The 22163-nt window shown below is 43.3% G+C and carries 18 protein-coding genes and 1 riboswitch; of the genes, 9 read left to right on the plus strand and 9 right to left on the minus strand.

From position 1 onward, the window contains the following. Positions 1–19 precede the first annotated feature (19 nt). Genes QE417_RS19910 through QE417_RS19920 form a run of 3 tightly spaced genes read right to left on the minus strand, consistent with a single transcriptional unit; the run spans position 20 to position 2905 of the window. Complete coding sequence (locus tag QE417_RS19910; RefSeq protein ID WP_311952831.1) at positions 20–805, minus strand: polysaccharide deacetylase family protein; 786 nt, start codon at positions 803–805, stop codon at positions 20–22. Beyond that, positions 780–1739 (minus strand): glycosyltransferase family 2 protein, encoded by a 960-nt coding sequence (locus QE417_RS19915; protein ID WP_311952834.1) that lies wholly within the window; start codon positions 1737–1739, stop codon positions 780–782. The genes QE417_RS19910 and QE417_RS19915 overlap by 26 nt, the downstream gene beginning before the upstream one ends. Beyond that, positions 1739–2905, minus strand: coding sequence for a glycosyltransferase family 87 protein (locus QE417_RS19920; protein WP_311952836.1), 1167 nt, complete (start codon positions 2903–2905; stop codon positions 1739–1741). Before QE417_RS19920 ends, QE417_RS19915 begins: the two co-directional genes overlap by 1 nt. Before the next feature lie 271 nt (positions 2906–3176). On the opposite strand from QE417_RS19920, the gene QE417_RS19925 reads away from it, so the two are divergent. Beyond that, positions 3177–3566, plus strand: coding sequence for a hypothetical protein (locus tag QE417_RS19925; RefSeq protein WP_311952839.1), 390 nt, complete (start codon positions 3177–3179; stop codon positions 3564–3566). Positions 3567–3587: 21 nt separating this feature from the next. Here QE417_RS19925 and QE417_RS19930 read toward each other — a convergent pair whose 3' ends face one another. The 4 genes from QE417_RS19930 to QE417_RS19945 form a co-directional block, all read right to left on the minus strand. Further along, positions 3588–4202 (minus strand): hypothetical protein, encoded by a 615-nt coding sequence (locus QE417_RS19930; protein ID WP_311952841.1) that lies wholly within the window; start codon positions 4200–4202, stop codon positions 3588–3590. 148 nt (positions 4203–4350) lie between these two features. Continuing rightward, on the minus strand, positions 4351–5565 hold the full coding sequence (locus tag QE417_RS19935) for a homoserine dehydrogenase (protein ID WP_311952844.1): 1215 nt from the start codon (positions 5563–5565) through the stop codon (positions 4351–4353). After that, positions 5565–6620, minus strand: a complete 1056-nt coding sequence (locus QE417_RS19940) for a homoserine O-acetyltransferase family protein (RefSeq protein WP_311952846.1) — start codon at positions 6618–6620, stop codon at positions 5565–5567. The genes QE417_RS19935 and QE417_RS19940 overlap by 1 nt, the downstream gene beginning before the upstream one ends. Before the next feature lie 186 nt (positions 6621–6806). After that, on the minus strand, positions 6807–8141 hold the full coding sequence (locus QE417_RS19945; protein WP_311952849.1) for an O-acetylhomoserine aminocarboxypropyltransferase/cysteine synthase family protein: 1335 nt from the start codon (positions 8139–8141) through the stop codon (positions 6807–6809). A 264-nt stretch (positions 8142–8405) separates the two neighbouring features. After that, a riboswitch (SAM riboswitch) is annotated at positions 8406–8522 on the minus strand. A gap of 206 nt (positions 8523–8728) precedes the next feature. On the opposite strand from QE417_RS19945, the gene QE417_RS19950 reads away from it, so the two are divergent. Beyond that, the gene (locus tag QE417_RS19950; RefSeq protein ID WP_311952851.1) at positions 8729–12241 is read left to right on the plus strand and encodes a TraB/GumN family protein; all 3513 of its coding nucleotides are present in this window, start codon (positions 8729–8731) and stop codon (positions 12239–12241) included. Between the two features lie 9 nt (positions 12242–12250). Here the strand turns inward: QE417_RS19950 and QE417_RS19955 are convergent, their stop codons facing one another. Next, entirely contained in the window at positions 12251–12760 is a 510-nt protein-coding gene (locus QE417_RS19955) for a hypothetical protein (RefSeq protein WP_311952853.1), read from the minus strand. Between the two features lie 110 nt (positions 12761–12870). On the opposite strand from QE417_RS19955, the gene QE417_RS19960 reads away from it, so the two are divergent. After that, the gene (locus QE417_RS19960; protein WP_311952855.1) at positions 12871–14763 is read left to right on the plus strand and encodes a RecQ family ATP-dependent DNA helicase; all 1893 of its coding nucleotides are present in this window, start codon (positions 12871–12873) and stop codon (positions 14761–14763) included. 166 nt (positions 14764–14929) lie between these two features. Then, on the plus strand, positions 14930–15652 hold the full coding sequence (locus tag QE417_RS19965) for a head GIN domain-containing protein (protein WP_311952857.1): 723 nt from the start codon (positions 14930–14932) through the stop codon (positions 15650–15652). A 98-nt stretch (positions 15653–15750) separates the two neighbouring features. Here the strand turns inward: QE417_RS19965 and QE417_RS19970 are convergent, their stop codons facing one another. Then, positions 15751–15996 (minus strand): hypothetical protein, encoded by a 246-nt coding sequence (locus tag QE417_RS19970; protein ID WP_311952858.1) that lies wholly within the window; start codon positions 15994–15996, stop codon positions 15751–15753. Positions 15997–16099: 103 nt separating this feature from the next. Here QE417_RS19970 and QE417_RS19975 point away from each other — a divergent pair, with 103 nt between their 5' ends. The 5 genes from QE417_RS19975 to QE417_RS19995 all read left to right on the plus strand — a co-directional run bounded on the left by QE417_RS19975 (position 16100) and on the right by QE417_RS19995 (position 22126). Then, a complete protein-coding gene (locus tag QE417_RS19975; protein WP_311952859.1) occupies positions 16100–16906 on the plus strand; it encodes a hypothetical protein in 807 nt (268 codons plus the stop codon). A 130-nt stretch (positions 16907–17036) separates the two neighbouring features. After that, a complete protein-coding gene (gene tig / locus QE417_RS19980; protein WP_311952861.1) occupies positions 17037–18389 on the plus strand; it encodes a trigger factor in 1353 nt (450 codons plus the stop codon). A gap of 399 nt (positions 18390–18788) precedes the next feature. Further along, positions 18789–19505 (plus strand): ATP-dependent Clp endopeptidase proteolytic subunit ClpP, encoded by a 717-nt coding sequence (gene clpP / locus QE417_RS19985; protein WP_311952862.1) that lies wholly within the window; start codon positions 18789–18791, stop codon positions 19503–19505. Positions 19506–19598: 93 nt separating this feature from the next. Beyond that, complete coding sequence (clpX, locus tag QE417_RS19990; protein ID WP_311952864.1) at positions 19599–20837, plus strand: ATP-dependent Clp protease ATP-binding subunit ClpX; 1239 nt, start codon at positions 19599–19601, stop codon at positions 20835–20837. Positions 20838–21262: 425 nt separating this feature from the next. Next, positions 21263–22126 carry an AMP nucleosidase gene (locus tag QE417_RS19995; protein ID WP_311952865.1) on the plus strand — a complete coding sequence of 288 codons (864 nt, stop codon included), beginning with the start codon at positions 21263–21265 and terminating at the stop codon, positions 22124–22126. The last annotated feature ends 37 nt before the right edge of the window (positions 22127–22163 follow it).

The raw sequence follows: 22163 nt of genomic DNA on the forward strand, positions 1-22163 counted from the left end.
AAATATATACAGCAGATGTTTAGTATACTTTAGGCAGGGTATTTACAAAGTCTTCCGTTTTGGCAAACTCGTAACCTTTTGCCTTTGCCCACGCAATAAAAGCGGTCAATCTTTTAATAAATGCATTGCCGCTGTTGCGTACCACGTAACCCGGAAAATTAAAGCGCTCGGGCTGATCCAGATCGGTAAATTCCCAGGGATGAAAGTATAGGTTAAGGTAACCATCTTTACGGTGGGTAGCCGCACTCAGCATTTTAAGCAAACTCATGGGCAGGTTATGAAAACTCAACCAAAATAACGGAAACCTGATCAATGGTGATACCGATGATGGCAGTTGCAGCACATTTTGATGATAGAACCAGGTACGCGGCTTACTAAAGTTATTATAACGCCCAGGCAACCACGTTGGGTTAATGGATGAATTGTATTGGTAACCGGCCTTTTCTATCTCGCGCTCGTCAACCGGCATCATGCGGGCCATGCGGTAGCCTTTAACAGGCACACCACCAATTTCTTCGAGCTTGTTTTTGGATTGCAGCAGGTGCTCGGGCTTAAAATCGGAGTGATAAAAGCCGTGCGAGGCCAGCTCATGCCCCTCGTTAATAATTTGCGTCACTACTTCGGGCTTATGCATGGCATAATTGGCCGTGGTATAAAACGTAGCCTTTACGCCGGCATCCTCCAAAATTTTGAGGATGCTTAACGTGCCCTGTGTTGATATGGCAAGCTGTTCATCAAACGGAATGCTTTTGCCATACTCAAAGGGCATGTCAAACTCCTCAATGTCGAAGCTTAGTAATATCATTGGTAATGCGTTGTAAATTAGTAGAACGTATAATGTAATTAGGGCGTTGTTTTGATTGCATGAACAGCTTGCCCAGGTAAAGGCCAATTATACCCATTACCATCAACTGAACTCCTCCGAAGAAGACTATGGTAGCCAGAATAGATGACCAGCCCAAAACGGCCTCGCCATCTAAATAGCTTATTAAAATATAAGGAATGTACAGTAAGCTGCAGGCCGCAAAAAAGCCACCAATGCCTATAGCCATATTAAGCGGTTTAACGCTGAATGCTGTAATACCCTGTACGGCAAAGCGCAGCATCTTTTTTAAATTGTACTTGCTCTTGCCCGAAAAACGTGCCTCACACTGGTAATGTATACCGTACTGCTTAAAGCCCAGCCATTTAATAAGGCCGCGAATAAACAGCCCGTCTTCGTTTAAACTGGTTAATACATTGGCCACTTTGCGGTCAATAAGCCTGAAATCGGCTGTGCCGCGCTCCAGTTTGGTATCTGATAATGAGTTGATGACCGAGTAAAACAAGTCCGACGATTTGGTTTTAAAGAAAGTGGCCTCGTCCTGGTATTCGCGGCAGGTGTACACTACATCGTAGCCTTCTTCCCACTTCTCCAAAAACTGCGGTATCATATCAGGCGGATGCTGCATATCGCTGTCCATGCTTATTACAGCATCTCCATCGGCATAATCGTAGCCGGCTTTAAGCGCATTTTGGTGGCCAAAATTGCGCGATAGTTCGAGGTAATACAAGTTATCGTCTAAGCCGTGCAAGGCTTTCAGGCTGTTCAGCGTACCGTCCGAACTGCCGTCGTCAACAAAAATAACCTCGTAATCGTAGTTTACTTTTTTAAGCACTTCTACCAGTTTGGTAGCTAACACTTCAATATTGCCTTCCTCGTTAAAGGACGGTATCACCACAGAAATCTTTCTTCTCATTATTGACCCACGTAAACAGGTTTCCGGCTAAAATCCCGGGTTAAACTTTCGTAAACAATTCGTAGCCATATTACAAAGCAGGGCAGGGCCTTTAATGCATATGGTTTTATATAGGTTTTGTTGATGTATTTTGGAAACAGGTCTGACGGCGATAGGCTCGTAATCACCAATGCAAATATGAGCAAGCCAATTTCAAACTTGCTAACCGGTCGCTCTAAATTCATGTACCAGATTGCCACGCCCACAAACGCAATAATATAAGTAGGCGATTCGGACCCGGTACTGAAAATTACCGTAAATATTAAGGTAGATGCCAGTATAAGTAACTGGAATGACGTTTTTTTGAAACTTTTGAACCGGAGGTAAGCCAATCCAAACAATACCAGCGCAGGTGCCATCACCAGTAAATTTGACAATTGTGGATAATTAAATATGCGGCGTATCATCCCCATAACGCAAATATCCTGCATGGTTGAGGTGGCGTTTTGTACGTTTTTTTCAACCAGGCTTTCGTACCAGTCCAGGTAGCTTTGCATTACGAAAGATGGAGACGAAAATGGCATAGGTAAGATAAACAGCACAATACCCCAAAACACGAGCGATAGGATGAATTTAAGTTTATGCTCTGAAAAGAAGAAAAAGGCGAGCCCGACTATGCCATACAGCTTAATGTAAGTACCGGCTACAATAACCAGTGCCGCCCAAAAATCGCGCTTGTTTTTAATAAGGATATAGCTCAGCCCAATAAAAGCCGCCATCATTGGGTTAAACTGCACGTTAAACGATGAGGTCATGAGTTCGTGCGCACAAATGAGGAGCACGGCTGTACGTTGCTGCGCCGTAAGCGGCAAGCGTACAATAACTTCATAAAGCACCCAGGCGTTTACCATCACCCATAGCACAGCACCCACACCATCCGGAAAGAGCGTAAACGGCGCTATCACCAGCGCAAACAATGGCCCGTAGTGGTTGGTATCTAAAAAGTATTTAGGCTGAGGTATATACAAATTTACCCGGTGAACCAGGTTAATAAACGTGTGCTTATAAATGTAATAGTTATTAATGTGCTGATGAAGCACCTGCTTTAGTATGGCAACAAAGCTTAAGCCAAACCAAATTACGGCAACAAAAATGCGGTTGGTAAATAGCTTTAAAACTTTCGACATTAAGGGTTGGGCCGTCATTATTTTGTTACAAATATAGGAATATGTTTAGTTTCTGGTGGTGAAGTTAAGGGTATTCTAAGGCTTGGTGAGCTTATTTCCCCTCTTGAGAGGGGGCGGGCTGATTGTGGGCTGGCAGGGGTGTGTCATTCGCCAACTTTTCTACCCGAAAAGACACACCCCTCTCAAGAGGGGAATCGCACTGACCTCTGTTCTTAATTTTACATAAGAATCAGCCATATCAAAATTTCCAATTTCTTATTATTTTAGGCACATGGCTCAATACAGCATTCCGCTCAAGTACCGTAAGATGGAGAACCTGCACATTGTGTTTTGGTTGTTAAAAGATATAGGCTGGTGCCTGATATGGAAACCGCTAGGCATAGTCATGATCTTCCCTACACTGCTGATAGCTATTGTAATTGCCTACAACACCCGGCAACTGATGTCAGAACTGTGCCACAACCTGGCCATTACCTTTTGGATAAGCGCCAACTCATACTGGATGATCAGCGAGTTTTTGCATATTGATGAACTGCTGGTTTTTAGCAGTGTTACGTATAAGCATCTGGCTTTGATACCGTTTTTGTTGGGTGTAGTATGCTTACTTTATTATTACTTAATTTGGCAGCCCAAGCATCCGGATAGTTTGGAGACTATGTAAAAAATATTAAACTTGAAAAAGTTACCAATCCTGTTTTAATTCTTGGTGATATAAGAAACTCGAAATATTCTCAAGTGCTTCATATATTTCTTTAAATCTGGACACAAAGTTTTCTAAATCTACCTCAACGTTACCAACTTGACTCACGTAAATGTGCGGAGCATATTTCGTGTTGATTGGATAACGTGAGAAATCCATATTATCATTATTTCCAGTTTTGATTTTTGCATATAGCTCATCAATATAGCTTACGAGTCCCGCTGTCTGATTATTGAATTCTTTTAAGCTTAATTGGCCTCCATATTTTTTGATTTTGGCTCTTACAGTTTTGTAAATTTGCTCGATATCATGAGAGCCTTCAATTCGAGATTCTGAGCCTATTATTTTGTTTAAAGTCCAAGTAATAGCTTTTAAATAGAGTTCTATTCCGTGATTGGCATTGGTCAAAATTGCAAAAATTGTAATATCTGCTTGTTTATGAGTATTATCTATTAGTGAATACTCTGCTAACTGAACAGCAGCAGTCAAAAATCCATCTGCAATATTTAACATGTTGAGTATGTTATCTTCTTCGATTCGCCAATTCAAAAAAGCAATCTTATCAACATCATCGTTTCTGGAAAAAATGGGTTTCATAAAGTTAAATATACAAAACTCTTTTAACTCCCTCCCTCCCGGGGAGGGCCGGGGCGGGGCTCCTAAAACATAAAAGACCTCCCTTTCGGAAAGCCTTTTATGCAATTTCAACAGTTAGCAAAAATCTACTAAAATCCCTAACTACTGGTTAATGAGCCGAGGCTAAACTGACCCCTGTTAGCTGATCGGCAAAGGCCACGAAAGCCTTGTTGTCCGATATACGTTGCTGGTGGGTGATCAGATTTTGCAAATTGATTTTTCCTATCACATATTTAAAATCGCCCGAGTAATAGCGTTCATAAATATGGATGAAACCTAAATCCTGCACCAAAAATTCGTCTTCGTAACGCAGGTAAATGTTAAGTTCAATATTGTTAGTGAACTTAAGTCCGTTCTGTAATTTGGCTTTTTTATACTCGTAAGCGTAGTCGTAACGCAACGCGGCAATGTCTGACAGTACGGCTGAACCCGTTGGGTGACCACCCGCTCCCTTACCAAAAAAGAATTGCTGATCGGCAAAGGCGGCTTGTACGGTAACGCCGTTGTACTCGTATTCTACGTTGTATAAAAACTCGCTCTCTTTAACAAACTTAGGCAGTACAAACAGGGCCACATGCTGATCATCAAGCTCAATGGCTACCGGAACCAATTTAATTTTCAAGCATTTTTCGCGGGCGTACTGTAAATCATAGGCCGACAGGGTTTGTATGCCTATGTTAATTACTTTTTCAGGATCAATTACCACACCGTAGGCGTGGGCTGCGGCAATAATCAGTTTAAACTTAGCGTCGTAACCGCCAACATCCATAGTTGGGTCGGTTTCGGCAAATCCTAAATCCTGTGCTTGTTTAAGGGCGGCATCATAATCCAGTCCTTCTAAAAATCCTTTAGAAAGAATGTAGTTTGACGAACCATTGAAAATACCGCTGATAGAGTGTAACAGCTCGTTATCATAATACTCTTCGAGGTTACGAATGATAGGGATACTACCGCAAACAGCAGCCTCGTATAATAATGAGGTACCATGCTCACGCTGCAAATCTAATAACTCCTGTAAATGCAAGGCTATCATTTTTTTACTGGCCGATACCACATTTTTACCGGTTGATAACGCTCGCGACACAATTTCAAATGCGGCTTCGGTATCGTTGATGAGTTCGACTACGGTGTTAATTTCCGGGTCGTTCAGTATTTCGTTACGGTCTGTTGTAAAAAGGGAGGCATCGAGGGTACGCTTCTTTTCAGGGTTTTTGATGGCTATTTTCTTGATCTCGATATTCAGGTTCTTGGTTCTGATGATGTCGTGCAATCCTTGTCCAACTACACCAAAGCCAAACAAACCAATAGTAAGTTTTTTACTCATTAAGCTATTTTTTGTAATTCAATAATCTTTCCTCTAACGTCGGTTTTAATAAACGAGGAAATAATTTTAGTCAGGGTTTCAGTTTCAATTAAAAAGCCATCGTGGGCATAATACGAGTCGAACTCAGAATATGCTGCTTTAGGAATATGCCGGAACAGGTATTGCTGCTCCTCAATAGGAAATAAAATATCAGATTTAATGCCAATAACCAGCGTTTGTGCCTTAATGGTGCTCAGCGCCTTCTCCAACCCGCCACGGTTGCGGCCGGCATGGTGCGAATCCATGGCCTTGGTTAAGTACCAGTAGCTGTAGGCATTAAAACGGTTCACCAGTTTATCGCCCTGGTAACTTTGGTAGCTCGATGCGCGGTAACCATCGGTAATGTTATCATCATCCTCATGCTGGCGAATATTGTAGGCTTTATAACCACGATAAGAGAGTAGGGCCATGCTGCGTGCCGCCTTCAAACCTGCGCTGCCGCCCTCGGGTGTGCCATTGTTAAATGTAGCATCGGCCTGTAAAGCCAGGCGTTGCGACTCGTTAAAGGCAATGCCCCATGGCGAGTGTTTGGCATTGGTGGCTATTAAAATGAGTTGTTTAATACGTTCAGGCTCAATAATGCTCCATTCCAGGGCTTGCTGTCCGCCCAGTGAGCCGCCTATCAACACGTCTATTTTATCAATACCCAAATGATTGGCCAGCAGCAAGTGGGCTTGTACCATATCGCGTATGGTAACCTGCGGAAAGTTAAGATAATAAGGCTGCCCTGTAGCCGGATTGGTGCTTAGTGGATTGGTAGAGCCATAGTTTGAACTCAATACATTGGCACAAACAATAAAATGCTCGTCGGGATTAAAAAAGTAACCCTCGCCCACAATACCCTTCCACCAGTCTAACACGTCCGAATTAGCAGTAAGCGCATGGCAAACCCACACCACATTATCTTTAGCAGCATTTAGCTTACCGTAAGTGTGATAACCAATATCCAAACCTTCGAGCTGTGCGCCCGATTCTAATTCAACTGTGCCGTTATACCGGTAGTATTGTGTACTCATTTTAAATTCTGAAAGCCCCCTCGCTATGCAATTTCATTAAGTTAAGAGTATAAGAAGGTGGTCTGTGGGTACACAGACCACGGCGTGCCAGCCGATGCCTGTGTCCTCACAGGCATCTTTTCCTTAACTTAATAACATTGTCTCTTTTGTAGGGAAAACTTTACTATTAATCAATTAAAAACTATATCAGTTCAGTTCGGCCAATGCGGCTTCCTGTTGTTTAACTTTTTCAAAAGCCTGTTCAAAATCGGCTTTAATATCATCAATATGTTCAATACCCACGGCCACGCGCAGTAGGGTAGGCGTTACACCTGCCGATGCCTGCTCGGCTGCCGAAAGCTGTTGGTGAGTAGTAGCTGCTGGCTGTATAATAAGTGTTTTGGCATCGCCTACGTTAGCTAAGTGGCTCACTAATTCCAATGAATCGATAAAGGCCGATGCATTTTGCTTGTCACCTTTTAGCTCGAACGACAGCACCGCGCCGAAGCCATTTTTTAAATACTTTTTAGCCAGCGTATGGTGAGGAGATGATGGTAAGCCCGGGTAGTTTACTTTTTCTACCTGCGGGTGCTGCTCTAACCAGGTTGCCAGTTCTAATGTATTATCCACATGGCGTTGCACACGCAACGATAAGGTTTCCAAACCCTGAATTAACAGGAATGAGTTGAACGGCGACTGCGATGCACCAAAATCGCGCAAACCTTCAACCCGTGCACGTATAATATACTGGATGTTGCCAAACGGCCCGTTCACGCCAAACACGTCCGAAAAAACTAATCCGTGGTAGCCTTCGGATGGTTGGGTAAATTGCGGATACTTGCCATTGCCCCAGTTGTAATTTCCCCCATCAACTATTACACCGCCAATACTGGTGCCATGGCCGCCTATCCATTTGGTAGCGCTCTCTACCACCACATGCGCCCCATGTTCCAGCGGACGGAATAAATAACCGCCTGCGCCAAAAGTGTTATCAACAATTAAAGGCAAATCATACTTACGGGCTAATGCCGCTATCTGTTCAAAATCGGGGATGTTAAAACCGGGGTTGCCAATGGTTTCAAGGTATATGGCTTTGGTTTTATCGTCGATGAGTTGCTCTATGCTATCGGCATGGTCGTTTTTGGCAAAACGGGCCTCGATGCCAATGCGTTTAAAGGCAACCTTAAACTGGTTATAGGTACCGCCGTATAAAAATGGCGAGGTTACAAAGTTATCGCCTACCTGCAAAATGTTGTTAAGCGCCAAAAACTGCGCCGCCTGGCCCGATGCTGTTGCCAAAGCTGCTACACCGCCTTCTAAAGCGGTAATGCGTTTTTCAAAAACATCGGTAGTTGGGTTCATTAAACGAGTGTAAATGTTGCCAAACTCTTTTAATGCAAAAAGGTTGGCGCCGTGCTCGGCACTGTTAAATACGTATGAAGTAGTTTGATACAATGGCACCGCGCGCGATCCGGTTGTTGGATCGGCTTGCTGGCCTGCGTGTAGTTGTAGGGTTTCGAATTTTAAATTAGATGCTGACATGTTAATACGATTTAATGCTTTTGAAAACTTAGTTGCTTGGTGCTACAGGCGGAGGTAGGCTTACGCACGGGATATAGCAAGGGCCGTTGCGTAAATACACGTTACATTTTGCAGTAAATGCAAAAAATGCCTAACGTGCGGTGCCTTTAACAGCAGCAACACATGCAAATACAAGCATTGGCAGCGTTGTAAATCACAAGTGCACCCGTTGGGGCAGCAAATAAGTTGGCAGTAGTAAAGTAGTTAACTTGTTTCATGGCTATTAACTTATATCCCCCGGCCGTAATATCCAAACCGGGACAGGAATTGGCACCTTCTCCGTTCATCGGAGGGTTGCCAGCGGGTCATGGAGCCTGATCTCTCGCCGCTTCTTTATAAATCAAAACCTCAGTGAAGAGTATTTTTGATCAATGGTGTTTAAACCGTTGGTGCAAATGTAAGTGCTAATAGTTGAACTATGCAAGAATTATTTTGATTTTGTTGCAAAATGCCGCTTACGCTGCTGCAATCATATTTAAATCAGCAAAAATATTACGGCGTATTATAAATAAGTGCTATTTTTCAGCATCCTAAATAATCTGGACTATATGTTTCTGTTATCACAATTAACCGGCCGGGGTGCAAAGCTATCCTTCAACAAGCATCTGTTTGTATTTTTACTAACCCTATTGTTTTCTTTTCAGGCATTTTCGCAATCAGGCTCTAACTACAATCTGTTGTGGCGCATCAGCGGTAAAAATCTTAAAAAGCCTTCCTATTTATTAGGCACTATACATACTAAAAATAAACACGCGTTCGGGTACAGTGATTCGGTTGTGCTTGCCTTGCAAAAATGCGATGCATTTGCCCGGGAGTTACACCCTGATTCTACCGTGGCTGCGGCCTATCGGGCCAGTGCGGCCGAAGAAGACAGCAAACTCCGCAAGGCACTTTCGGCCAGCCAGTATAGTACCTTAGCCCAGCGTTTTGAAGATAAAAAAGGATACCCCATTGCCATTGCCGATGCATACGCCATTCAGGATCTATTAAAGACCGGCAAAGGTAAACCCGATGAAAAAAACACTTTTGCCGATGATTATCTGTACGGCATTGCACGTACCCTGCATAAAAACATTTACGGTCTCGAGAAATTTGACGACCAGATAGCATGGTTGAGTAACGAAGATAAAATTATAACTGCCATAGAGGCTTATGTTGATGATAAACCTTTAACTACCGGAGATGCCTTTGAAGAAAAGCTGGCAGAACTGTATGTTAAAGGTAATTTAGATAATATAAGTAAGTACCTGGAAGAAAGCAGCGCTTTGGATGCCGCATGGGTTACCCGTAATAAAAACATGCTCAATAGCATGCTGGGCGTGATGCCGCAATCATCGTTATTTACGTCCGTAGGCGTAGCGCATTTACCGGGTAAAGATGGTTTGATAGCGCTGTTACAGGCTCAGGGCTATACGGTAACACCTGTACAGTCTGCTTTTTCCGGTATCAGCTCCCAGTTTAAACCCGACCCACTGGTCTACAACTGGGCAACTTTTAACAATAAAGAAGATGGTTTCTCGATAGATATACCCGGGCTGGCCATGTTAGATGATAAGGGCGCCGGTATAAAAGCTGTCGTTTACCCCGATTTGTCTACCGGAATGGTTTACGGTGCATCGGCATTTAACATAGGCGAAAAGCAAAAGGCCGCAAACAACCTTGATGCACTTAAACAAGCGTTTGCCCGATATAAGCAAAACGTTAAAAATAAATATGCTAACGAGAAAAGCGTAACGGTTAATGGCTTACCGGGTATTCAGTTTTTACAAACCGATAGCCTGCAAACGGTGCGCATGCAATTTGTATTGGGTAACAATAAATTGTACCTCATGTACGTAGGCAACCGGCCCGATCTATATGATCAACCGTATGCCAATAAGTTTTTTAATTCGCTTAAAACGTTTAAGACGGCAGCGGCTCCTGTGCCGCAATCAACATGGATACCTTTTAACCATAGCAAAGGTGCGTTTAGTGTTTTATTGCCGGGCGAGCCGCAAGACATGCGCCGCGAAGTGCCCAACCCGGCCGATACCACCGGACCGTCTTACGTGCTGAATATGTACATGGCCAGCGATGTTAAAAATGGAAAAAACTACATTGTGCGTTATAACGATCTGCCAACCGGTATGTACATGAAAGATCTGACCACAGCTTATGAAAGCGTTTTTTCGACCTTGAAAAATAATGGCAAGCTGCTCAATAAACCAACTAAGGTGGTAAGGGATGGTGTTGAAGGGCGTGCGGTAAAAATGTTAATTAAAGATGCTTACCACGCCGACGTTGAGGTTTACATACGCGGAAACAGGCAATATATGTTGTTAAGGCAAAGCTCTGATAACAAGCCGGCTTCTCCCGATGAGTTTTTTGGTTCGTTGAGGTTTACCCCTTATGAGCCATCGCCCGAGTATATTTACAAACCTGCTGACGGTGCCTTTAGTGTCGATATGTTTACCATCCCGCGTACTATTATCGATACTGCGGAATCGACCTCATTTATATTTAATAGCACAACCACGCACGCAACCGACCCGTCGTCGGGTAATGTGTATTTGCTTGAGTACGCCAAAATAAGTCCGTATTATAAAACCCCGCACGTTGATTCGCTTTACCATACCCTTATTCATAATATGGTTAACTACACAGATACGCTGTTAAAGGTTGATACCGTAATGTTTGGTACACTTAAGGGACGCGAATTTATTACACAAAATAAAACTACACTTGATAAAAGGCGCCACCGTATATTATTTGATAACGCCAGTATGGTGTTTATGACTGGACGCATGAACAGTACCGACTATTTTACACCGGTAAGCGACCGTTTTTTTAGTTCTTACACTTCATTGAGCAAAACGCCTGCATTTGATTATGCGGCGCTCAAGGGTGAAAAAATATTGACTGACGTACGATCAACCGATACCTCGGTCGTGCGTTTGGCGCGTGGTGCTTTAAGTTACTACAAGTTTGATAAAACCGAACTGCCCCAGGTGTATGCGGCATTAAAAAAGATTTATCCTGATGATACTTTGGAGAGAGGGGTGCGTTATCGCCTTTTAGGAAATTTAGAGGACACGCACGATGCGCAAACGCTAACCGAGTTAGAAGCGCTATATAATACTCCGGGTACTGCCGATATTATCAAAATGCGTGCATTGGCTGCCATACCTTATTTAGATAAAAAGGAAGGGTATGACCTGTATTTGAAAAACCTAACCGGCAAAACCTTTGTAGCCAGTATAAATAATTACGAGTTATTCAGGCCGCTGAATGATTCATTAGAGTATACGGCTGCAAACTTTAGTAAACTATTGCCACTTTTGCCGCATCCGCAGTACCGCCACCATATTGTACGGCTGGCCAAAACCCTCATGCACGAAGACGATAAGCCGGCTTATAAACAATTGGTGAAAAGCAATTTTGCCACCCTTACCCAATATGCCGGGCAGGATTTTGACAAATATGCAACCGATACCACCGTAACGGCCTACAATACGGGCGTAGTGGCTTATATGGGTTTGATGGATGCACCCGCACCTGATAAACAACTGGTAGATCAATTGACCTCAATACTATTGAAAAGGGGACATGCCGAACCTGAAATGCTGAGCGTAGCTTTAGCACGTATTGCCAATAATTTACCTATGCCAAAGCTCATTAATGATTCGTTGCTGCGAACGCTGTACACCCGGCACGAAATTATGAATGCGTACAACAAGGTTGGTCAGCTCAGTAAGGTGCCGGTAAAATATACCACCCCTGCCGAGTTTGGCCGCGTGTGTATGTACAACTACGCAGGTGCAAATTCAGAAGATGATGAATACCCTGAAACTACCACTTTATTAGGCAACGTAACTTACAAAGGGCAAAACTATTTTGTATACAAGTTTACTTATAATTACGAAGATGAAGTAAACGAGTATATAGGCGTATATCGTCCGCAAAAGGCCGGGGCCAAACTCGATTTTAAAAATTACAACTGCTACACCGACTGGAATGCCAAAAAGAAAAACTGGCAGCAGCAGGCCATCAAAATGATTGCCGGGTGGAAGAAGCAGAAGTAATTTGTTTAACTACTTAACCGGTACGGTTGGGGTACGCTTGGTGATCTGTACCTTGCCAGCTACTTCAGGAAATAGTTGTTTCAACTGCTCGTCCGTCATGCCTCCTGCGTCAACAAAAGTCCAGGTTTTGCCCTTGTCGGTACTATTAGCCAATACGGTTGAGCTATTTGATACTTTTTTACCATTCATACTTATAACAACAGTTTGTAAAAGTGTACTGTATAAACCACTGCCTGTAGTAATAACTTTAGTTGGTTCTCCCATGGTTACGCTTTCAATTTTAACACCCTGAGATTTTACCTGTTCGAGACTTTGTTTTATAAAGCCAAGCATTTTTTCGCTGCCCCCGGCCATAGCAACCAGTTTGGGATGTGAGTATTTTACCACTGTATTATAATCACCATTCATGGTGGCCTTACCCATAAGTTGAGCCGCTGCCTTTATTTGGGCGGCTTGTTGGGCAAATGAATTAACTGCTGTAATTGTTAACAGTAGAAGGATAAGCAAGTGTTTTTTCATCTTGACTAATTTGTGTAAGTAACTGCAAGTGGTCAATATTATATATAATTATCAATAATACAACTACACCTTGTAACACAAATCCTTTATTATTGTTGCTGTTTATATACATGACCATACAGCAAATACTTCAGCATTACTGGAAACATGATACGTTCCGGCCCTTGCAGCAGCCCATTATCGATTCGGTAATGCAGGGGCGCGATACGCTGGCGCTGCTGCCTACGGGTGGAGGCAAGTCGGTTTGTTACCAGGTACCTGCCATGGCTATGGAGGGTATTTGCTTGGTTATTTCGCCGCTTGTAGCCCTCATGAAAGACCAGGTGGATAGCCTGCAGGCTAAAGGTATCGAGGCTATGTCCATCGTATCGGGCATGGGCAAGCGTGAGGTTGATATTGCGCTGGATAATTGCATTTATGGCCCGGTAAAATTTCTGTACCTCTCGCCCGAACGGCTTATGAGCGATTTAGTGCGCGAGCGCATCAAGTACATGAAGGTAAACCTCATTGCCATTGATGAGGCGCATTGTATATCACAGTGGGGATATGATTTTCGCCCGCCTTATTTGCATATAGCCGATCTTCGGCAGTTACACCCTAATGTTCCGGTATTGGCGCTTACGGCCACTGCCACAGCCGATGTGCGCGATGATATTCAGGACAAACTTCTGTTTAAAGAGCGCAACGTTTTTCAGCAAAGTTTCGAACGCAAGAACATCAGCTATCGCGTAGTAAACGAAGAAAACAAACTGCGCCGCATGTTGGATGTAGCCCGCAGTGTAAAGGGCAGCGGCATTGTATACGTGCGTAGCCGTAAAGAAACTACCGAACTGGCTAAGTTTTTTAACGACCACGGCATCCCGGCCGATTATTATCATGCCGGTTTACCTTCCGATTTGCGCACCGCCAAACAGGAGCAATGGAAAAGTAACCACATCCGCATTATTGTAGCTACTAATGCCTTCGGGATGGGGATTGACAAGCCCGACGTGCGCTTTGTGCTGCACCGCGATTTGCCCGAAAGTTTGGAGGCGTACTACCAGGAGGCCGGTCGTGCTGGTAGGGATGAGCAAAAGGCTTATGCCGTATTGCTGTATAATAATAACGACAAGCAAAAGCAGTATCATAAATTTGAGGTTAACTTTCCATCGGTTGATGAAATAAAGCAGGTTTATCATTATTTGGCCAACTTTTACCAACTGGCCTATGGGGCAGGAGAGGGGTTGAGTTTTGACCTTGACGTGGCCGATTTTTGCGGCCGCTTTAAACTCGATGCCCTTAGAACCTTAAACGCCCTCAAGTTTTTAGAACAGGGCGAATACCTGAGTTTTAACGAAAGTGTTTTTTTGCCCTCGCGCTTCGAGTTTGAGATACCGCACGAAGAGCTTTACAACTTCCAGATACAAAATGCAGCGTGGGACCCATTTATCAAAACCCTGCTGCGCTCTTACGGTGGTGCGTTTGATAATTATACCCGCATCCGCGAGTTTGATGTAGCCCGTCGTACCAACCTCAGCGTGCAGCAGGTAACCGATGCCATGCAGCAGTTGAACGATTATGGCGTACTGAGTTATTTGCCTCAAACTGATAAGCCACAGGTTACCTGGCTAAAGCCGCGCCACACCGCAGCCAACTTGTGGATAGACCGCCAATACCTGGAAACGCGCAAGGCCGTATACCTAAAAAAGATGGAAGCTATGCTGGCCTATTGCGAAACCGATAAGTGCCGCAGCCAGCAATTATTAAGCTATTTTAACGAGCCCGATGCCGCCAAATGCGGCGTTTGCGATGTATGCCTGCGCGAAAAGCGACACGAGAACGCCGGAGAACTGCAAAATCAGCTTACTAACGAAATTGTACAGTTGCTCACCTCGTCGCCATTATCGCTCGAGCAACTGGTTACCGGCCTTAAACACGGTAAACAACCCGACAGGTTAACCATAATACGCCAATTACTGGATGCCGGTCGTATAAAAACCAATGGCGATAAGTATTATTTGTGATTTGTGTTTAGGTTCAGCGCATTTTCTATTATTACTTAATTTACCTACCAGGTTACTCTCCCTAACAACGCAACGTTTATAGTAATTCTTAAAAAATCATTAGTGTTTTCTATTTTTAATGTAACTTCCAAACCGAAGCCGTGGTCACACGTTTAAAATACTTATTATGAAAAATCGCATATCACTTTTATTTATTGCCGTAGCTGCTACCGGTTTGTCCGTATTATCATCATGCCATATTGGTTGTATCAAAGGCTCGGGCAACCAGGCTACCGAAACACGCAAAACCGGCGATTTTACTAAAATTGATATTTCGGGCGGTTTTAAAATAATTTTGAAGCAGGATACCTCCAAAACTTTGGCAGTTACTGCCGACGATAACCTGATGAAATACATTCGTACCGAAGTGGGGGGCGGAAAACTACGTATACTTACCCGCAAAAACTTATGTAACGAGGCTCCGGTTAGCATAACGCTTAATGTAGGTGCCATTGATGAAATTGTAAGTTCGGGCGCTGTTGAACTAACTACAGAAGGACGCATTGCCACTCAAAACCTTAAACTTCAGTTTTCGGGGGCGAGCAAAATTGATATGGATTTAAACGCGGCCGATTTGGTAACCCAGGCCAAAGGAGCCACCGATATTATATTGAAAGGTAACGCCGCCTCGCACAGCATGGAAATTGCCGGAACTGCCAATGTAAAAGCATTTGATTTTGTGGTAGGAAATTACACCATCAATACTTCGGGCGCGTCTGATTGCCAGATAAATGTGCTTAAATCACTTATTGTAAACAGCCAGGGTGCTTCAGATATTAAATACAAAGGTAACCCTACCGAAGTGAAAACAGATAAAGCCGGAGCAGCATCGGTTAAAAAAGTAGAGTAATCCTACCCTTCAAACCCCTTTTCTCTTTAGGTGGAAAGGGGTTTGAATAAATTAGGAAAGATTCCCTTTCGCCTTAGGCAGAGAGGGTTGGGGCAATATTATTTCTCCGGATCAGGCGGTGGCGGATTAGGCACTGGGTTTGGCCTGGCATTGGGCACGGGTGCCGGTGTAAGCTTCGCACTGGGCGATGTTCCGCTCGAATCGGCGTTGGCAGGGTTTGCCGGTACCGGACTGTTCTTGTCGATCTTTACCTGCGTGCCGGCCTTGCGCGATTTGCATCCGCTGCTAAAATTTATGGTTAACGCAACGGCCATACACAGCCATAGCAGTTTGCTTCTCCTCATTACTTTATCGTTTTTTATTGTAACACTTAAACCTTGTTTTAGTTTATAGGTCAATGTATGCGTTTTGCAAATAGCATAACATTTTTAAACTATCCTTATCACCATGAATAAATTACTCCTGCTGCTTATGGGAGCAGCCTTATGCTTATTAGTAAGTTGCACCACCACCCGCATGGCACTCACCAACCCTGCCTGGGATAACAATACAGGTTATTTGGTTGAAGGCCGTACCCAAACCGTTTTCCAAAAAAAGCCGCTCCGCTTTGGCGAATTTTACACCACGCAGGTTAAAACCTCGTGGCGGCAATCATTATCTGTTACCACCGATATGAACGGGCGGCTTACCGAGCGTAATAACAAAACGCTGGGTATGTTGTATGAAAAAAGCAAATCATCGCGCAAATTTAGCCTGAGCAATGGCAAAGGAGAGGAAGCACTGGTGCTGACTTTTAACCAGCTTAATTCATCAAGTTACCTGGTAGGCGGCGGTGTCGACTTCAATTTTAACTGGATAAACAAAGCACTGGGTATGCCCTCAAAAATGGAAAACGCCTATTACGTGCAGGTTTATGAACCCGATAACGATAAGCCCTGGGAGTTGGTGCTGGATATGGATGCTATTGAAATGAACCCTAAAAACTACGCCGGGTATTTTGCATTGGATGAAAGTCAATACTATACCATACGTCCCATACGCCATGTGATGGGTAAAAATGGCCCGGTAAAGGTGCCGGTGGGTTTGGTAGGCTTTGAAGTTAGCAATGTCGCCGGCGATGCGGTGGCCGCAGTATCCATATTTGATAAGGGTCTGGTATATCTACAAGATAACCTTACTCCGGGTGAGCGCTTCCTGATGGCTGATTTGTGTGCCGCCCTGCTGCTTTATGAACCAACTGAAGTTGCGCAGTAGCGCTTAAACTACTGATGATTAAGTAGCTGAAATAAAAAATTAATTACGTACCTTTGCGCTCCAAAACCGCTTTGGGTTGTACGGCCCATTTAAGGCGATTTAGTAAACTACTATCATTCAGGTATAAATTATGAATATATCACAGGAAAAAAAAGATAACCTCAACGCGGTTATCAAAATCAACATCAACGCTGAGGATTATCAGGCACGTGTAGATAAAGCAATTAAAGATCAGGCTAAAAAAGCGCAGATCCCGGGCTTCCGTAAAGGTATGGTACCACCATCGCACATTAAACGTATGTATGGTAAAAGCATCCTGGTTGATGAGATTAACAACCTGTTATCAGATACATTAAACAACTACTTAAACGAAGAGAAATTAGATGTTTTAGGTCAGCCATTGCCACAGGTTGATGAAGAGAAAAACTACAACTGGGATTTTACCGATAACTTTGAATTCAACTACGAAGTAGGTTTAGCTCCTGAGTTTGCACTTGATTTTTCATCAAAAGATAAACTGAGCAGCTACAAAATTACTGTAGATGACGAAACGTTAGCTTCACGCATTTCAAACCTGCGTCGCAGCTATGGTAAAATGACAAACCCTGACGTATCGGCAGATGGTGACGTGCTTTATGCCGAATTAGTGCAACTTTCTCCAGATGGTTCTGTTTTTGAAGGTGGAATTACCAATACTGCATCGGTACGTTTAGATCAAATTCAGGATGAGGCTATCAAAGCATCATTAATTGGTTTGAAAAAAGGCGATGTTGTAGAATTCGACATTCAGAAAGCTTTTAACAACGAAGTTGCGCGTGTAGCTGCCCTGTTAAAAATTGAAGAAACCGAAGCTGCTGATCTGAAATCGAAATTCCAGTTAACGGTTAAAAATGTAAACCGTTTAGAGGAGTCAGATCTGGATCAGGCGTTCTTTGACAAAATATTTGGCGAAGGTGAAGTAACTACCGAAGAGGAGTTCCGCACCAAAATTACCGAAGAACTGGAAGGCATGATGGTACAAGATGCCAATCAGCATTTACAGCGCGAAATGTACGAGTACGTATTAGGTAAAGTAAACTTTGAACTGCCCGACGAGTTTTTAAAACGCTGGTTGAAAGCTACCAACGAAAAACTTAGCGACGAAGAGTTAGAAGGTGGCTATGCTGATTTTGCTAAAAACCTGAAATGGACTTTAATAGGCAACAAGATCGTAGCCGATAACGATATTAAAATTGAGTACAACGATGTGCTTGATATTGCAAAAGGCCGTATCGATCAGCAATTCCGTATGTACAGCCCGCAGCCTATCAGCGATGAGCAACTTAACCAGTACGCTGTACAGTTTTTACAGGATAAAGAAAACGCCAACCGTATATTTGAGGAAGCAAAATCTCTTAAAGTATTTGAACACCTGAAAAGCGTGATTACTTTAGATGAAAAACCTATTACTTTTGAAGAATTCAGCAAATTACCGCAAGCGTAATTACTGAATTATTTTATAGTATAAAAAAGCAACCTCATCACCGGGGTTGCTTTTTTGTTTTAAAGGAAACTTAGCACATTGAGATTTGTTCAGCCTGTGTTATCTTCAAAATAACTAAACAAGCCGTCATTGCGAGGAACGAAGCAATCCCTGAATATGCATATCGGATTGTCCTATGCAGAGATTGCTTCGTTTCTCGCAATGACGTTCGGGAGGCTATGAACGAAAACCTATGATAAGCCAAAGGTTGCTGTCGTCACCAACCTCAACCTTTTTATTGTTTTAAGGTGATAATTTTATATTTTGCCACACTAATGTATAGTGCACTAATAACTATATAACATAACAAACCGCCTGCGCCGGATGCACAGAAATATTAAACAAAAAATATCATTACACATGAATATCGATAAAAACGAATTCCGCAAATACGCGGTTAAACATCACCGCATTAACAGCATCTTCGTTGATAAATTTATTTCGAGCGTTGAGCATAAAATGATGCCTCAGGCTATTGCCCACCCGGTTGATATGACGCCTTACATCATTGAGGAGCGTCAGCTGAATGTGGCTCAAATGGACGTGTTTTCACGTTTGATGATGGATCGTATCATCTTTTTAGGTGATGCCATTTATGAAAACATAGCCAACATTATCCAGGCGCAATTACTGTTCCTGCAATCGGCCGATGCCAAGCGCGACATCCAGATCTACATCAACTCTCCCGGTGGTTCGGTTTATGCAGGTTTGGGTATTTATGATACCATGCAGTTTGTAACCAACGATGTGGCTACCATTTGTACAGGTATGGCTGCATCAATGGCTGCAGTATTGCTTTGTGCCGGTGCCGATGGCAAACGTGCTGCCCTGCCGCACTCACGTGTTATGATCCACCAGCCGTTAGGTGGTGCACAAGGCCAGGCATCAGACATTGAGATCACTGCCCGCGAAATCCAGAAACTGAAAAAAGAGTTGTACGAGATCATTTCTAAACACAGTGGTACTTCATACGAAAAAGTATGGGAAGCATCAGACCGTGACCATTGGATGATTGCCAGCGAAGCCAAAGAATTTGGTATGGTTGATGAGATACTCGGCCGTAGCAGCGAGAAATAATTTCAAAAAAAATAACACTAAACCGGCTTAATTTTGGTTAATACAAATTAAGTCGGTTTACTTTTTTATATTTGGTTAGCAAATTATTATCAGATGAACAAAAACAGCAAGGAAATCAGGTGTTCGTTTTGTGGAGCAGGCAAGCAGGATTCCCTCATGCTGATAGCCGGGCTCGACGCTCACATCTGTGATAAATGCGTAAATCAGGCTAACGAAATTTTGGCCGAGGAGTTAAAAGTACGTAAGGTGAAATCAAATTCATCTGCTCCAACTATCCTTAAACCATTTGAAATTAAAGCTCACCTCGATCAGTATGTAATAGGACAGGACGATGCCAAGAAAGTACTTGCCGTAGCTGTTTACAACCACTACAAGCGCCTTAACCAACGTGTTGATAAGGATGAGGTGGAGATTGAAAAATCGAACATTATGATGGTGGGTGAAACAGGTACGGGTAAAACCTTGCTGGCTAAAACCATTGCTAAAATATTGAACGTTCCGTTCTGTATATCTGATGCCACGGTATTAACCGAGGCCGGTTATGTGGGCGAAGATGTTGAAAGTATACTAACCCGCCTGCTGCAGGCTGCCGATTATGATGTAGCTGCTGCCGAGCGCGGTATAGTATATATTGACGAGGTTGATAAAATTGCCCGTAAGAGTGATAATGCATCTATTACGCGCGATGTATCGGGCGAGGGTGTTCAGCAGGCTTTATTGAAAATTTTAGAAGGTACCATGGTTAACGTACCGCCGCAAGGTGGCCGTAAACACCCCGATCAGAAAATGATTACGGTGAACACCAGCAATATCCTGTTTATTTGTGGTGGCGCATTTGATGGAATTGACCGTAAAATTGCCAGCCGGTTACGCACCCAAACCGTAGGTTATAAGTTAAATCGTGATGATAATGAGGTTGATACCAAAAACCTTTACAAATACATTACCCCACAGGATTTAAAATCATTTGGTTTAATACCCGAGTTAATTGGGCGTTTGCCGGTGCTCACTTATTTAAACCCGCTCGATCGCGAGGCGCTGCACAACATCCTTACCCAGCCTAAAAACTCATTGCTTAAACAGTACAAAAAACTGTTTGAATATGAGGGTGTAAAACTGGAGTTCGATACCGAAGTGCTCGACTTTATTGTGGATAAGGCCATGGAGTTTAAATTAGGTGCACGTGGTTTACGTTCTATTTGCGAAGCTATCATGATCGATGCCATGTTTGAGTTTCCATCTAAAAAGGATGTAAAACGCCTTAATGTTACTTTAAATTATGCACACGAGAAATTCGACAAATCAGATTTGAAGAAACTGAAAGTGGCCTAAGTTTCGTTTCCCCTCTCGAGAGGGGGCGGGCGAGGCAGAGCAATGGCAGGGGTGTGTCATTTGAACTTTGCTTTTCAATTATCTAAAAGACACACCCCTGCACCCCTCTCAAGAGGGGAATCGCACATGCCTACGCACTTTTATTTGAAGCATTTTGCATATTACGCAGAAATGCGTATATTTGTAAAATCTTATATACAAAACACACAACCCTGGTGAAACGCCGGGGTTTGTTGTATCCGCAGATTTCGGTGAAAACCCGTATACCAATTGCTCGCTGATGCCTCCGGTCGCGAACGGAACATTAAAGCAATCTTAACGTTAATATCAAAATTAATATGTTGATTTAAAAATCGCCGGCACGCTCCGGGGCTTTGCTGTACAACCGTAAAATCAACGTTTAATATAGAAAGGAGAAAAAGAAAATGAATGAAGAAATAGAAATTAAAAAAGACGCAAAAATTGTTGAAAATGCAAAAGAGGTAAAAGAGGTGCAATCGCCGGTAAAAAGCGGTTTAAAAACCAAAGATTCAATAGTAAATAACTGGTTGCCAAGGTACACCGGCCGCCCGCTCAGCGAGTTTGGAAGCTACATCATCCTCACCAATTTTTCAAAATACCTGCAACTGTTTTCGGAATGGAATAATAATGCACCAGTAATGGGGTTAGATAAGCCCATGCAAAGCGTTACTGCCAACGGCATGACCATCATTAACTTTGGTATGGGCAGTTCGGTAGCAGCCACAGTAATGGATTTGCTTACAGCCATTAAACCTAAGGCGGTTATATTTTTAGGTAAATGCGGTGGCCTGAAAAAGAAGAACCAGGTAGGTGACCTTATTTTACCCATAGCGGCCATTAGAGGCGAGGGTACATCAAATGATTACATGCCTGCCGAAGTGCCTGCATTGCCTTCGTTTGCGCTTCAAAAGGCTATATCAACCACCATACGTGATTTCTCACGCGATTACTGGACCGGAACCTGTTACACCACTAACCGCCGCGTTTGGGAGCATGATAAGGAATTTAAAAAGTACTTGAAAAGCTTACGCGCTATGGCCATTGATATGGAAACGGCAACCATATTTACCACTGGCTTTGCCAACAAAATACCTACCGGTGCATTGCTATTGGTGTCTGATCAGCCCATGATTCCGGAAGGCGTAAAAACGGCCGAAAGTGACTCCAAGGTAACCGAGCAGTACGTGGAAACCCACTTGAAAGTTGGTATCGAATCGCTAAAGCAATTGATCAATAACGGGTTGACGGTTAAACACCTGAAGTTTTAATATGGTAAATTTCCCTCCATAGGAGGGTAGGGTGAGT

Origin of the sequence: Mucilaginibacter terrae (assembly GCF_031951985.1) — a bacterium.
GTDB lineage: Bacteria > Bacteroidota > Bacteroidia > Sphingobacteriales > Sphingobacteriaceae > Mucilaginibacter > Mucilaginibacter terrae_A.

Bases quoted from the DNA above. Each gene is read 5' to 3' on its own strand.
- QE417_RS19970 (WP_311952858.1), bottom strand. From the start codon at position 15,996: ATGAGGAGAAGCAAACTGCTATGGCTGTGTATGGCCGTTGCGTTAACC.
- QE417_RS19925 (WP_311952839.1), top strand. From the start codon at position 3,177: ATGGCTCAATACAGCATTCCGCTCAAGTACCGTAAGATGGAGAACCTG.
- QE417_RS19930 (WP_311952841.1), bottom strand. From the start codon at position 4,202: ATGAAACCCATTTTTTCCAGAAACGATGATGTTGATAAGATTGCTTTT.
- tig (WP_311952861.1), top strand. From the start codon at position 17,037: ATGAATATATCACAGGAAAAAAAAGATAACCTCAACGCGGTTATCAAA.
- QE417_RS19965 (WP_311952857.1), top strand. From the start codon at position 14,930: ATGAAAAATCGCATATCACTTTTATTTATTGCCGTAGCTGCTACCGGT.
- clpP (WP_311952862.1), top strand. From the start codon at position 18,789: ATGAATATCGATAAAAACGAATTCCGCAAATACGCGGTTAAACATCAC.
- QE417_RS19920 (WP_311952836.1), bottom strand. From the start codon at position 2,905: ATGTCGAAAGTTTTAAAGCTATTTACCAACCGCATTTTTGTTGCCGTA.
- QE417_RS19940 (WP_311952846.1), bottom strand. From the start codon at position 6,620: ATGAGTACACAATACTACCGGTATAACGGCACAGTTGAATTAGAATCG.
- QE417_RS19975 (WP_311952859.1), top strand. From the start codon at position 16,100: ATGAATAAATTACTCCTGCTGCTTATGGGAGCAGCCTTATGCTTATTA.
- QE417_RS19995 (WP_311952865.1), top strand. From the start codon at position 21,263: ATGAATGAAGAAATAGAAATTAAAAAAGACGCAAAAATTGTTGAAAAT.
- QE417_RS19935 (WP_311952844.1), bottom strand. From the start codon at position 5,565: ATGAGTAAAAAACTTACTATTGGTTTGTTTGGCTTTGGTGTAGTTGGA.
- QE417_RS19955 (WP_311952853.1), bottom strand. From the start codon at position 12,760: ATGAAAAAACACTTGCTTATCCTTCTACTGTTAACAATTACAGCAGTT.
- QE417_RS19910 (WP_311952831.1), bottom strand. From the start codon at position 805: ATGATATTACTAAGCTTCGACATTGAGGAGTTTGACATGCCCTTTGAG.
- QE417_RS19945 (WP_311952849.1), bottom strand. From the start codon at position 8,141: ATGTCAGCATCTAATTTAAAATTCGAAACCCTACAACTACACGCAGGC.
- QE417_RS19960 (WP_311952855.1), top strand. From the start codon at position 12,871: ATGACCATACAGCAAATACTTCAGCATTACTGGAAACATGATACGTTC.
- clpX (WP_311952864.1), top strand. From the start codon at position 19,599: ATGAACAAAAACAGCAAGGAAATCAGGTGTTCGTTTTGTGGAGCAGGC.
- QE417_RS19950 (WP_311952851.1), top strand. From the start codon at position 8,729: ATGTTTCTGTTATCACAATTAACCGGCCGGGGTGCAAAGCTATCCTTC.
- QE417_RS19915 (WP_311952834.1), bottom strand. From the start codon at position 1,739: ATGAGAAGAAAGATTTCTGTGGTGATACCGTCCTTTAACGAGGAAGGC.